General features: G+C 50.2%; 10 protein-coding genes. 5 read left to right on the forward strand and 5 right to left on the reverse strand.

Features of this window, described 5'->3' with window-relative positions:
* Positions 1 to 39 precede the first annotated feature (39 nt).
* From PLU01S_RS22590 to PLU01S_RS22605, 4 genes are all read left to right on the forward strand, one after another.
* The gene (locus PLU01S_RS22590) at positions 40 to 1,257 is read left to right on the forward strand and encodes a TolC family protein (protein ID WP_051370294.1); all 1,218 of its coding nucleotides are present in this window, start codon (positions 40 to 42) and stop codon (positions 1,255 to 1,257) included.
* Between the two features lie 36 nt (positions 1,258 to 1,293).
* Positions 1,294 to 2,619: an efflux RND transporter periplasmic adaptor subunit gene (locus tag PLU01S_RS22595; protein WP_010799561.1), complete on the forward strand. Its 1,326-nt coding sequence runs from the start codon at positions 1,294 to 1,296 to the stop codon at positions 2,617 to 2,619.
* A 31-nt stretch (positions 2,620 to 2,650) separates the two neighbouring features.
* The gene (locus tag PLU01S_RS22600) at positions 2,651 to 5,806 is read left to right on the forward strand and encodes a CusA/CzcA family heavy metal efflux RND transporter (RefSeq protein WP_010799560.1); all 3,156 of its coding nucleotides are present in this window, start codon (positions 2,651 to 2,653) and stop codon (positions 5,804 to 5,806) included.
* A gap of 181 nt (positions 5,807 to 5,987) precedes the next feature.
* A complete protein-coding gene (locus tag PLU01S_RS22605; protein ID WP_425326537.1) occupies positions 5,988 to 6,206 on the forward strand; it encodes a YnfA family protein in 219 nt (72 codons plus the stop codon).
* Between the two features lie 110 nt (positions 6,207 to 6,316).
* Here PLU01S_RS22605 and PLU01S_RS22610 read toward each other — a convergent pair whose 3' ends face one another.
* The 4 genes from PLU01S_RS22610 to PLU01S_RS22625 form a co-directional block, all read right to left on the reverse strand.
* Positions 6,317 to 6,649, reverse strand: coding sequence for a DUF2790 domain-containing protein (locus PLU01S_RS22610; RefSeq protein WP_010799559.1), 333 nt, complete (start codon positions 6,647 to 6,649; stop codon positions 6,317 to 6,319).
* Positions 6,650 to 6,840: 191 nt separating this feature from the next.
* A complete protein-coding gene (locus PLU01S_RS22615) occupies positions 6,841 to 7,050 on the reverse strand; it encodes a hypothetical protein (protein ID WP_037031338.1) in 210 nt (69 codons plus the stop codon).
* Between the two features lie 182 nt (positions 7,051 to 7,232).
* Positions 7,233 to 8,561, reverse strand: a complete 1,329-nt coding sequence (locus PLU01S_RS22620) for an OprD family porin (protein ID WP_010799558.1) — start codon at positions 8,559 to 8,561, stop codon at positions 7,233 to 7,235.
* Between the two features lie 244 nt (positions 8,562 to 8,805).
* Positions 8,806 to 11,415 (reverse strand): heavy metal translocating P-type ATPase, encoded by a 2,610-nt coding sequence (locus PLU01S_RS22625; protein ID WP_074828900.1) that lies wholly within the window; start codon positions 11,413 to 11,415, stop codon positions 8,806 to 8,808.
* Positions 11,416 to 11,655: 240 nt separating this feature from the next.
* Between PLU01S_RS22625 and cadR the strand changes: the two genes are divergently transcribed.
* Positions 11,656 to 12,105 (forward strand): Cd(II)/Pb(II)-responsive transcriptional regulator, encoded by a 450-nt coding sequence (gene cadR, locus PLU01S_RS22630; protein ID WP_010799556.1) that lies wholly within the window; start codon positions 11,656 to 11,658, stop codon positions 12,103 to 12,105.
* Positions 12,106 to 12,408: 303 nt separating this feature from the next.
* On the opposite strand, the gene PLU01S_RS22635 is transcribed toward cadR, so the two are convergent.
* A complete protein-coding gene (locus PLU01S_RS22635; RefSeq protein ID WP_010799555.1) occupies positions 12,409 to 12,798 on the reverse strand; it encodes a TetR/AcrR family transcriptional regulator in 390 nt (129 codons plus the stop codon).
* Positions 12,799 to 13,183 lie beyond the last annotated feature (385 nt).

Below are 13,183 nucleotides of genomic sequence, written 5' to 3' on the forward strand. Positions count from 1 at the left end.
AAGCTTATTAGTTATGGATTAGGGCTTCTTGGTTATTTAATGGCATCTCCATTGACTGCAGGCCCTTCGATGGGGGCTTTGACACTGGAAAGCGCTTTATCCAAAGCTTATGAGAATAATCCAGAGTTTTCTGCTGCTCGTCAGGAGGCAGACGTATCGCTTGGGCTTAGGCAGCAAGCGGGATTGATACCCAACCCAGAACTCTCCTGGGATGTAGAGGATACTCGCTCCAACAAACAGATCAGCAGCATTACTCTTACTCAACCTATTGAACTTGGAGGGAAGCGCCAGGCAAGGGTAGACGTGGCTAATGCCTCTCAGGTGCTCGCTTCAGCGGATATTGACTACCGGACCAACAGCTTGCGCGCCGATGTCATGCAAGCCTTTTATGCTGCACTAAAGGCTCAGGAAGGCCTGCAGCTTGCCAAGCAAGCGGTAGAGTTGGCAGACAATGGCCTTACCATCGCCAAGGGCCGAGTGGAGGCAGGAAAAACCTCACCCGTAGAATTATCTCGAGCGGAGGTTCAACTTTCTACTGTACGCGTTGAAGTGCGCCGGGCTCAGCTTGAGCGCGATAGTACCTACAAGCAGTTGGCAGCACTGTTAGGCGAGTCGGTGCCTGTTTTTTCTCAGGTTCAGGGCAGCTTTGAACATCTGCCCGGCCTTCCAACTAGAGATGAACTGCTGGGTCGTATACGCGGCACGCCAGAGCTGCGTCGTGCTTTGCTACAGATCGATCGAAGCGAGGCCGAGCTCCATCTGGAGCGCACTCAGCGCATACCCGACATACGCGTCAGTATCGGTAGCCAGTACGATGAGCAGGAACGAGAGCGGGTCAACCTGGTCGGCATTTCCTTGCCGCTACCTTTGTTTGACCGTAATCAGGGCAATATCTATGCAGCCTCACGCCGGGCGGATCAGGCACGGGACTTACGCAATGCAGCAGAGCTTCGTCTAAGGAGTGAAACCCTGCAAGCTTATGAGCAATGGGAAATAGCTGTTGCCGACATCTCGGAGTTTCGCCAATCGATTCTTCCTGCGGGCAGGCAAGCCGTCGAAAGCGCGACCCGTGGCTTTGCCATGGGCAAATTCAGCTTCTTGGATGTCTTGGATGCCCAGCGAACCCTGATTTCTTCGCGTGGCCAGTATCTTCAGTCTTTAGAAAGTGCAACTGACGCCCTAGTACGCCTTGAGCGGATTTACGGCGACGCCGTTTCTTTTTATCCATCCCAAATCACCCATCCGATTTCTCGATAACGCCGTCGCGCTGACCATGTATTTCCGGGAGCATTCATGAGTAAGAAACAAAGGGTCTCTATTACAACCATCCTTGCGGTGGTTATAGGACTGGGGCTCAGCTTAGGTATTGATGGAGCTGTGACAAAACACGAACTCCGAGCGCAAGAACATGATCATCCGCATGGAGAAGATGATCATTCCAGTGAGGTGAAAAAGGAAGCTGCTTCTGCTGCCCATCATAATGAGGAGGAAGGCGCGCATGAAAAGCATGAGGGTGAAAGCCATGCTGAGGAAGAACAAGGTGATGAACATGGAGAAAACCACGAAGGGGAGCACGGAGACGAGCACAAGGAAGGAGCGATCGAGCTCAGCGCTGAACAAATCAAGGCTGCAGGTATCACGTTAGGCACAGCTAGGTCCGGGCAGATCAATAACGTGCTGTCGCTACCTGGTGAGATTCGCTTCAATGAGGATCGAACGGCCCATGTAGTACCTCGGGCTGTGGGTGTCGTCGAAGCCGTGAAGGTCAATTTGGGTGAGCAGGTAAAAAAGGGTCAGGTGCTGGCCATTATTTCCAGCCAGCAGGTCTCCGAACAGCGTAGCGAGCTGGCAGCAGCCCAGCAGCGTGCCGCACTCGCACGTACGCTTTTCAGTCGGGAAAAAAAGCTCTGGGAAGAAAAGATCTCTGCTGAACAAGACTATCTGCAAGCACGGCAAGCCTTGCAGGAGGCAGAGATAAACTTGAAAAATGCCCTGCAAAAAACGCAGGCCCTAAGCGGAAGTAGCAGTCTTTCCGGAGGAAACCGCTATGAAGTCCGTGCCCCCTTTGATGGTACGGTTATTGAAAAACATGTTGTCCTGGGTGAAGTTGTCAACGATACATCCAATGTATTTGTGCTGACAGATCTCTCCCATGTATGGGCAACGTTTAACGTATCAGCACGTGACTTGGGCAGAGTGGTGGTAGGAAAAAAGGTTGAGGTGGTTGCGGCCGAGCTTGGAAGCACCGCTCAAGGGGTTGTTGCCTACGTGGGTAGCCTTCTGGGTGAGCAGACGCGTGCAGCAACAGCACGCGTTACATTGGACAACCCTGAGGGCGCTTGGCGTCCGGGGCTGTTTGTCACAATCAATGTAGCAACGTCAACACAGAAAGCCGCTGTGACCGTTCCGGTACAGGCTATTCAGACCCTTGAGGATAAGCCCTCCGTTTTTGTTCGTACACCAGAAGGTTTCCAGGCTCAGCCTGTGCAGCTGGGCGTACGAGACAGCGGCTTTGTGGAAGTCACTAATGGTCTGGATGCAGGTACTCAGATAGCCGTCGAGGGCAGCTTTATTCTCAAGTCCGAATTAGGAAAAGGTTCAGCCGAACATTCCCATTAAGTGCCCCAGGTCCTGCCACGAGTATTTTCCAATGTTCGAACGTATTCTCAGATTTTCCATTGAACAGCGATGGCTGGTCATGCTGGCAGTGCTGGGCATGTCTGCGCTAGGAGTTTTCAGCTATCAAAAGCTACCTATTGATGCTGTACCCGATATCACAAATGTCCAGGTTCAGATCAACACGGCCATGCCTGGCTTTTCGCCTCTGGAGGCCGAACAACGGCTGACCTATCCCATCGAAACGGCTATGGCCGGATTGCCTCATCTTCAACAGACCCGCTCATTGTCCCGTTCAGGTTTTTCGCAGGTAACGGTTATCTTTGAAGATGGTACTGATCTTTACTTTGCCCGTCAGATGGTTAACGAACGCCTGCAAGGCGCTCGTAATCAGCTTCCAGAGAGCGCTGAGGCAATGATGGGGCCAATCTCAACCGGATTAGGTGAGATATTCCTGTGGACAGTCGAAGCGGATGAGCAGGCGCGAAAAGAGGATGGTACGCCCTATACACCTACTGACCTGCGCGTCATTCAGGACTGGATTATAAAACCACAACTGCGCAATGTTCCTGGCGTAGCGGAAATCAATACCATTGGTGGTTTCAACAAGGAGTATCAGGTCGCTCCCAATCTTAAGAAGCTTGCCTCTTATGGCCTGACTTTAAATGATCTTTTCTCTGCGCTTGAGCGCAACAATGCCAACGTCGGAGCAGGGTTTATCGAGCGTGGCGGCGAGCAGCTGGTTATTCGCGCGCCTGGACAGGTAGGGTCGGAGCAGGACATTGCCAATATAGTGCTTACGACAGTAGACGGCTCTCCCATTCGCATTCGTGATGTAGCTTCAGTAGGAATCGGAAAAGAGCTTCGATCCGGCGCCGCCACGGAAAATGGTCGTGAGGTAGTACTGGGCACAGTGTTTATGCTGATTGGTGAGAATAGCCGATCTGTTGCTCAGGCGGTGTCGAAAAAGATTGAGGATATCAATCGTTCATTACCCGCTGGTGTTTCAGCGGTTCCGGTGTATGACCGCACCACCCTGGTGGACAAGGCCATTGCCACCGTCAAGAAAAACCTGGTCGAGGGCGCTATTCTCGTTATCGCCATTTTATTTCTGTTCCTTGGCAACATACGTGCTGCACTGATTACAGCAATGGTCATTCCGTTGTCCATGCTGTTTACCTTTACCGGGATGTTTGCCAACAAGGTCAGTGCCAATCTTATGAGCCTGGGGGCGCTTGACTTTGGTGTCATTGTGGACGGTGCTGTAGTGATCGTTGAGAACTCAATTCGACGCCTTGCTCATGCGCAGCACCACCACGGACGCATACTGACTCGCTCCGAGCGTTTCCATGAGGTATTTGCAGCAGCCAGAGAGGCCCGACGTCCGCTTATATTTGGTCAGCTGATCATCATGGTGGTTTATCTTCCGATTTTTGCCCTGAGCGGCGTAGAAGGAAAGATGTTCCATCCCATGGCATTTACCGTAGTGATTGCACTACTGGGTGCGATGATTCTTTCCATCACATTTGTTCCGGCAGCCATTGCCCTGTTTGTGACGGGTAAGGTCAAGGAAGAAGAAAACCTGGTTATGCGAGCGGCGCGGCAGGGCTACTCTCCCATCCTGAACGGGGTAATGAAGCATCGCCCGGCAGTTTTCGCAGCTGCCGTACTAGTGGTGGGTCTGTCTGGTTTTCTAGCAAGCCGCATGGGCAGTGAATTCGTACCCAGTCTGAGTGAGGGAGACTTCGCCCTTCAGGCACTCAGGGTACCTGGGACCAGTCTTACGCAATCAGTAGATATGCAGCAGCGCCTGGAAAAAGCACTGATTGAGCGCGTCCCTGAAGTCCAGCGTGTCTTTGCCCGGACAGGAACAGCCGAAATTGCGGCTGACCCCATGCCACCGAATATTTCGGACAGCTATGTCATGCTCAAGCCACGCGAACAATGGCCTGACCCGGACAAGTCACGGGATGTGCTTATCGAGGAGATTCAAAAAGCCAGCGCGACCGTGCCTGGTAGCAACTATGAGATGTCCCAGCCTATACAACTTCGCTTCAACGAGTTGATTTCAGGCGTGCGCAGTGACGTTGCGGTCAAGGTATACGGGGACGATATGGAAGTTCTCAACCAGACGGCCGCCAGAATCGCCTCAAGCATGCAGAAAGTAGAGGGCGCATCTGAGGTAAAGGTTGAGCAAACCTCCGGGCTCCCATTACTTACGGTCAATGTGGATCGTGACAGGGCTGCCCGCTTTGGCCTGAACATTGGCGATGTTCAGGATGCTGTCTCCGCAGCCTTTGGTGGACGTCAGGCCGGTACATTGTTCGAAGGGGACCGCCGCTTCGATATAGTGGTCCGGCTCTCCGATGAATTGCGAACTGATCTGGATGCAATGTCGCAAATGCTTATCCCTGTTCCTGCTTCAAGTAGCGATACGACAGGCCGGATAGGATTTATTCCTCTCTCTGATTTAGCAACACTGGATCTGGTACTGGGACCAAATCAGATCAGTCGTGAAAACGGTAAACGACTTGTCATTGTCAGTGCTAACGTACGAGGCCGTGACATTGGTTCATTTGTTCAGGATGCCGCGACACGTATTGAGCAGGACGTAAAGGTACCCGCAGGGTATTGGACAAGCTGGGGAGGGCAGTTTGAGCAGCTTCAGTCAGCGGCGCAGCGGCTTCAAATCGTTGTTCCAGTGGCCCTGCTTCTTGTTTTTGTACTTCTGTTCATGATGTTCAACAACATTAAAGACGGACTTCTAGTCTTTACAGGGATTCCCTTTGCCTTGACAGGCGGGGTGATGGCTCTGTGGCTTAGAGACATACCCTTATCCATCTCGGCAGGGGTTGGCTTTATTGCCCTGTCTGGTGTAGCCGTGCTTAACGGTCTGGTTATGATTGCGTTTATACGCAGCTTGAGAGACAACGGCAGCTCCCTTCATGAGGCTGTGACGCATGGCGCTCTGTCACGTCTTCGGCCTGTGCTCATGACTGCGCTTGTGGCCTCACTGGGGTTTATACCAATGGCACTGGCAACAGGTACAGGCGCTGAGGTACAGCGGCCGCTTGCCACTGTTGTAATAGGGGGAATTCTCTCCTCAACAGCACTGACGCTGCTTGTGCTTCCAGCGTTGTACTTTGCGGCTCACCGCCGCTCAGAGCAAAGGGACACGGCTGGCCAGTAACCCAGTCGATCTAGCGGGCAGGCTCTTTAACTGGCCTTGCCAGGATAGACACCTCTGGTCGGAGGTGTCCATGTCTAAACTCAAGCTCCAAGCCTTTTCATCCCTACCTCTCTGGCCGAAACCATAGGTTGCTATCTGCCTTAGCTAGGATTTGGCAAGGGCATTCCCCGCGGCCTTATTCGTGTGGACTCTCACACTGCATCCAACCGCAGCAGGACGAGTTGAGGCGGCATACGGTGGCGTCTATGCCTTTGCAGCGATTCTCTGGCTGCTACAGGTAGGCGGTATCAAACCATCGCTGTGGGATGTTATCGACCCCTTTGTCACCCTGTGTGGTATAGCCTCTATTGAGACTGGGCACACTGCAATTATGTCGATAATCAACGGGACGGGACTGTAAAAAGGGAATGGCGGAACCAGGCGCAAAGGGCGTCTATCGACGTCGGGCTCTGCGCTTGGTTATAAGATGCTTATTGAAAGGGATATCTTTTCTGATAACCAGAGGTGAGATTAATTTTGATTAGAGCAGTAAAGCCCTAGTGTCCTATAGCTGATGGCCTTCACGTCGCCTGCAGCATCCTTATAAACCATTTCCGCAGGCTGCACGCCACATCCTGATGCATTTGAGCCAATAAATAGAACTTCCTGGATATCCAGCTTCATTCCATACTGATATTCCACACGCTCTACTTCACTCAGTTTGGAGAAATTGTTTTGTAGAACATGAACTCGTGCCTGTTGCATGCGGTTAAAGACGCGCTCGCCGCCATTATCTGCGAGGGCTGCTAATGGCAGAGCCATGAGTAATGATGCCGTGAAAATTTTGGCTAAATATTTTGGCATGGTCTTCTCCTTTAATAATTAATTGAACTTTAATGGAGTCAACCTTTCGAGGTGCTTAGAGCAAAATTACAATTCTGTAATCTGATATTGTGCTGTGAAAAAAATAATAGGCACAATAAAAAAGGCGCCTGATAGGCGCCTAAAGCACATCTTCCGGCCAAAGGAGCAAAAGAAGATGTGTTACTGCTCAGTTAATCTTTCCGTCTGGTCTCACCCAGTTGCCTGCTCTGTTTTCGCTGACTATCAAGGTGTTCACGCTGTAATTTCTGCTCATGCCTTTTTTTCAGTTCCAGGCGAAACGCCTGATTTCGTTCAATTGAGCGCTCGCTACCATCAGCAGCAATCGCCATGCTTGATTCTAGAAAAATGCTACACATGAGAAGGGCAATTAAAACTTTCATATTGATCACTTGACTGTTGAGATTACTCGCTGAGTACCTTGCTATCACTCGTTGCGAATAGTGATAGGGTAACTAAGACAAGTTATCGCCAAGGTGAGGAGAACATTACAATATTGAAAGCTTTTGACCCCCAGCCGGTTGTATGGATGAGTTACAGCGTTGATATTCAATAAATAAATGATTTAAAGAATTTCCAAAGGGTATTCAACTATCAATCTGACTTCATCAAGGTCGGACTCAAAGCTGGTAGCACGAGTCGTAGCCTGTCGCATCCGGAACGACATATCTTTAAGGGTGCCGGTCTGAACGACATATTTGATCTCAACATTCCTCTCCCAACGCTTCTGATTGGTAAGCGGATTACCTTCATCATCCGTCCGCATATACACATCGTTTGCCTGAGAGTAATCAGCGTCCCAACCTCGGGCATAGCGAGTCATGAAGGAAAGACCCGGTACTCCATAGCTGGTCATGTCCAGATCATAGCGAAGTTGCCAGGACTGCTCCTTGGGCGAGTTGAAGTCGCTATACTGGATAGAGTTGTTGAGGTAGATCGAGTCAGCCTGACGAAGGTAGTCAAAGTCGTTATTGCCGTTGTTGCGCTGATAGGCGACTGCGACGGTGTGCGCCCCAAACTGGATACCGGTACTGGCGCTCCATATATTGGTATTGAAGCGGCCAAGAAGCTCTTTGCCTTCATCAACTGCCTTGTAGTAGTTGAAGGTCCCAATCAGCGCAACAGTATCGGACAGGGGATAGCTGGCCGAGGTACCAAAATAGTATTGATCCCAGGCATCCTTTAACCGACTGGTATAGAGGCTGAATTTTACATAGTCATTAACGGTGTAATCACCTCCGAGATACCCAATCCATGGAGAGTTTACCTGTCCTCCATAAAAGGTAACAAATTCATCGCGCATGCTACTCGTATTGGGCTGACTCATGGCGTGCAGGCGTCCACCCTGCAGCGTCAACCCTTCAAAGGAGCTATTTTCAAGGGTAATACCCTTAAAGCTTTCGGGTAGTAGACGTGAATCACCGTATTGCACAACGGGCGTTATCGGAAAGACATCACCCACTTTAAGCACGGTATCGAACAACCGGACCTTGGCTGCTCCACCCAGTTTGGAATAGTTATCTGCAGCCTCACCACTACTGTTATGTGGAAGTAAATCAATGCTTCCTCCGGCGCCGGACCGGCCACTACCAGTGTCAAGCTTCAGACCTAGCATGGCAAACGCGTCGACACCAAACCCTACAGTACCTTGTGTAAATCCAGACTCAAATACAGCCATTACGCCGTGAGCCCACTCTTCAGAATAACCGTTGCCCGTTGCGCTTGACTGTCCATGCCGGAAGTCTCGGTTAAAGAAGAAATTTCGGTTCGTCAGGGTCAGACTGCTTCCTTCAATAAATCCATCGCCTTTTCCTGTCTCCTGGGCGACCGCAGTCTGGGCTGCTCCCCATACAACTGCCAGGGCTACAAGCGAAAGCTTAGCCTTATTGCTCATCACTGATGCTCCTATTAATCGGCAGGTCGATTACGAAATTGCCTTGCGTCTTATTATTGGGCTCTTCAAAAGGCTGTCTTCTGAAGACCAGGCGCTATCGTTACAAGCCTTGGATAACAGGGAGGTGAGCTGAAAATTACAATTTTGTAAGAAGGGTCAGGGCTCAATAGGGCAATGTACTCTGAGCCTAAAAGAGAAGCCCCTGATGGTCAGGGGCTTGTAGTTCTCAAAAATCAGAAGGGTACTACTGTCTCAAAAGCCGCAGACCATTGAATACAACCAGTAGACTTACACCCATGTCGGCAAACACTGCCATCCACATGGTGGCATGCCCTGTTAATGTAAAAATCAGGAATATAGCCTTGATTCCAATCGCAAAACTGATGTTTTGCTTCAGCACAGTAGCTGCCTGACGCGATAAGCGAATGAAATCCGCTGCTTTTCGTAGGTCATCGTCCATGAGTGCAACATCAGCTGTCTCAATAGCAGTATCTGTACCTGCAGCGCCCATCGCCAGGCCGATGTCAGCCTGAGCCAAGGCGGGGGCATCATTGATACCATCACCGACCATTCCGACTACATAGCCCTTTTGCTGGAGCTCCTTTACAGCGCTAAGTTTATCGTCAGGCAACTGGTTACCACGAACCTGATCGATACCGACCTGTGATGCTATAGTCTGAGCAGTATGAGGATTATCCCCTGTTAAGGTCAGGGTTTTGATTCCCAGGGTTTGTAAAGCACTAATGGCTTCACGGCTTGAGGGTTTAACCGTGTCTGCAACGGCAAACAACGCAAACACACGGCTTTCATCCATCAACATCACAACGGTCTTGCCTTGTCGTTCCAGTTCCTGGGTCTTGGATTTCAGCCAATCGGAAACAAGCTTTCGCTCTTCAACCAAACGGTAATTACCAAGCAGATAGATATGACTGCCGATCTGTCCTCTAATACCACGTCCAGCCAGCGCTTCGAAATGATCTACCTCCTGTATGGAAATTCCTTTTCGCAGCGATGCGTTAGCGATGGCTTTAGAAACAGGGTGGTCCGAGCGGTTAGCCAGACTTGCAGCCACCGACGCATACACATCGGGAGAGCCCTGCATTTCGACAGGAAAATAGTCAGTCTGCTCGGGTCTGCCATGAGTAAGCGTACCGGTCTTGTCAAAGGCTAGATGGGTCAGCTTGCTGCCTGTTTCAAGATACAGACCTCCCTTGATCAATATACCTTTGCGGGCCGCCGCAGCCAGTCCGCTCACTATGGTAACCGGCGTAGAAATCACGAGCGCGCAGGGGCACGCCACAACCAGCAGCACCAAGGCACGGTAAATCCATGTAAACCACTCACCGCCCATAACAAGCGGGGGAAGCACCGCTACGGCCAGAGCAAACAGGAAAACGCCTGGCGTGTAGATCCTTGAAAACTGATCAACAAAGCGCTGAGTAGGCGCCTTATTGCCTTGAGCTTCTTCTACTGCATGAATGATGCGAGCAAGCGTCGACTGGCTGGCCGGCGCAGTCACCCTGAATTCCAAAGCTCCCTCCTGATTGATTGTCCCTGCAAAAAGCATATCGCCGGGAGCCTTCTCAACAGGAAGGCTTTCACCTGTAATAGGGGCCTGGTTGACGCTTGAGCTACCTTGCTCAATTATACCATCCAGCCCTACGCGCTCACCGGGCTTGACACGAATTCGATCACCTACCCGTACATTATTGACGGCTTTTTCAACCCAGTGGCCGTCGGCTTGCAAGACAGTAGCCTGGTCGGGTGTTAACTGCATCAAGCCCTCAATAGCATTACGAGCTCTATCAATGGACTTTGCTTCAATCAGCTCGGCAATGGCAAAGAGCACCATGACCATTGCGGCCTCTGGCCACTGACCGATGAGGATAGCACCTGTGACCGCAATACTCATCAAGGCATTGATGTTCAAATTTCGGTTTCTAAGTGCAATCCAGCCTTTTTTATAAGTGCTTAAACCACTTCCCAGCACAGCAACCAGGGCCAGCGCAGCAACTAACCATTCAGGGGCGGCCTGGGTAAAATGAAGGAGTTCAGCACCTAACGCACTCATCCCCCCTAATGCCAACGGCCACCATTTCTTTGCCGCGGGCAATGAAGCGGTTTGTTGAGCCGTATCGGCTTCAAGCTCTGGTGTAAAACCCAGGCCGCGTATGTTGTCCAGCATCGGCGTAAGCACTTCAGGATCATGGTGTACCGTCAACACGCGCTGGATCAGGTTGAAGTCCAGTCCAAGTATGCCCTCCATCCGTGAAAGCTTGTCACGGATAAGCTTTTCCTCAGTAGGGCAGTCCATCTGCATGATCCGTATGCGTGTACGGGTCGTATCGTTGACGGGTTCAGCCTTCATGCCCAGTGATAAAATGGCTTTTTTTATAGGCTCTTCTGAGGGCAACAGATGCCTAACACCAAGGGTACGCTTGAGTAAGTTGAATTCCAAAGACTGGACTCCAGCCATACCTTCAAGCTTGTTCCGGATCAGACCTTCCTCAGTAGGACAGTCCATTTGTTCAATTTTGAAAATGGATAATTGTCCGCCTTGAGAAGCAGAGGGCGTAGTATGAGTATGAGCAGTTTTAATGGTAGAACCGCCACAGCAGCTTACAGCAGCTACTGGGTTCGGCTTCGGTGCGCAGCAGCTGGTGGGATGCTTTGATCTTTCTAATGGTTCTGCCTGCATGTGCAGCGATTTTATCGCTTCAATGATTGGCGTTTCAGAAGACAAGGTATGTCCAACCAATAGCGTGCGATTGCTCAGGTCGAAATCTAATGATGAAATGCCATTCAAGGCTTTCAGCTTTTGCCTGATCAAACGCTCTTCAGTAAGGCAATCCATAGCCTCAATCTTTAACGCAATCTGGCGCACCTGTGGTTTAGTAAGCTTTACAGGATTAAACACCGCAGATTTTAAACCACACTCAGGTGAGGTAGCCGTGGAATTACAGCAGCTGTCCTGAGCCTTCTTGGGGGCAGGCTCATGGCCACAACAATTTGACATCAGGATGTCCTCTATATAAATCACGTATAGAGTGAACACCCTGTAGCAGCTACAGGGTCAAGTAAAAGAGGAAAATCCATGCAAATAGGGGCACTGGCCAAACGAACAGGCTGTCAGGTTGAAACAATCCGCTATTACGAAAGAGAAGGTCTCTTGGCGGAGCCTGAACGCAGCGAGGGAAACTATCGCCTGTACAACGCTGAACACGTTGAACGTTTAATCTTCATTCGCAACTGCCGTGCACTTGACATGACCCTGGATGAGATTCGTAGCCTGTTGCGTTTCAAGGAAAATCCTCGCGACAACTGCTCAAGCGTTAACGATCTGATCAATGAGCATATCCAGCATGTCAGGACTCGAATCAACGCGCTTCAGGCGTTGGAGGAGCAATTAAATGACTTGGGTCGGCGGTGCGCAGTAGAGCAGTCTATCGGAGACTGTGGAATTCTTCAGCGGCTTACCGATATAGACGTCGCTGATACGCTTCCCGAGGCTGCCGATACACATGTCGGTAAGAGCCATCGTTGACGCCCATCATGGATGTGCAGTTTGCAACTTGCCAGGGGATGGCTCAGTTTTTCTTCGAATTTTCTAGGGGGCATAATAGGTTGCGCAAACTCGATAAAGACCTAGGGCAATGATCCGTTAGATACAAGATCATTTGGCTTGCCCTTTAGTCTGATGGAGATGTATGCGCCCTAACCAAAATCTTAGAGCAAGCACGACAAGGCTCTGCTACAACCATCTAAGCAGCACGCTGCCTAGGCTTAATGGGCGTCAGTAGCTTAGTCAGGCGATCACTCTAGAGTGTTTTACCTGGTTTAGGTTGTATCAGGGCTTGCTCAACCTTTCTACAAGTCTGTTTCTGTCTTCAAGTAACTGATCATACATAGAGTACACTTGCTGGAGATGGGCTAGTAGTTGGTTAAGGTTTTTTTCTTCCTGTCTTTTTTCTTGCACCTCTAACTTTTTTAACAAGACCTTATTTTTAGCTAACAAATTGTCAATTAGCTGTTGATCAGTCGTCGTTTTTTGCCGGTCTTTCTGAACACGCTTGAACTCTTTGATCCTTTCTTTGAGGTCCGGGTAACGGTTATAAATGAGTGAGTGCGAGACACCACATATAGCCGCAACCGCACTAATACTGATGCTACCACCTGAATTTACAAGCTGATCTATAGCCTGAAGAAGCTGATCTCTAGTATTTGAGCTTTCATCCATCACGTCGCCCTTTTTGTAGTCATGTCATCAGGAAGGAGGCGGCAAATGATCTTGTTAGCCGCAAACAGGTTGTCCTCCAGTGACTGCTTGAACACTTGAAACTGCTGCTGTGTGTGATCAGGCATTGCCGAAATACGGGCAAGCTTACTCTCACAATTGCTTTTTATAGCCTTCCAGTAGGGAAGATGCTTTGGGGTTGTAAAATATGTGTCGCAGTAAAGGCAGTGGGAGGGATCAGCTATATTCTTGATCTTGCATGACGGTCCCTTGATACAGTACCCGTGAGGTAGGCCTCGAATGGAGTCGCTGTGTCGAGTCATGAATTTGATTATGTCTTTTATTTCATGAAAGTGCGGCTGTATATCTGTGCCAAATATCATTTCCT

The sequence above is a fragment of the Pseudomonas luteola NBRC 103146 genome (assembly GCF_002091675.1).
Classification (GTDB): Bacteria; Pseudomonadota; Gammaproteobacteria; order Pseudomonadales; family Pseudomonadaceae; genus Chryseomonas; species Chryseomonas luteola.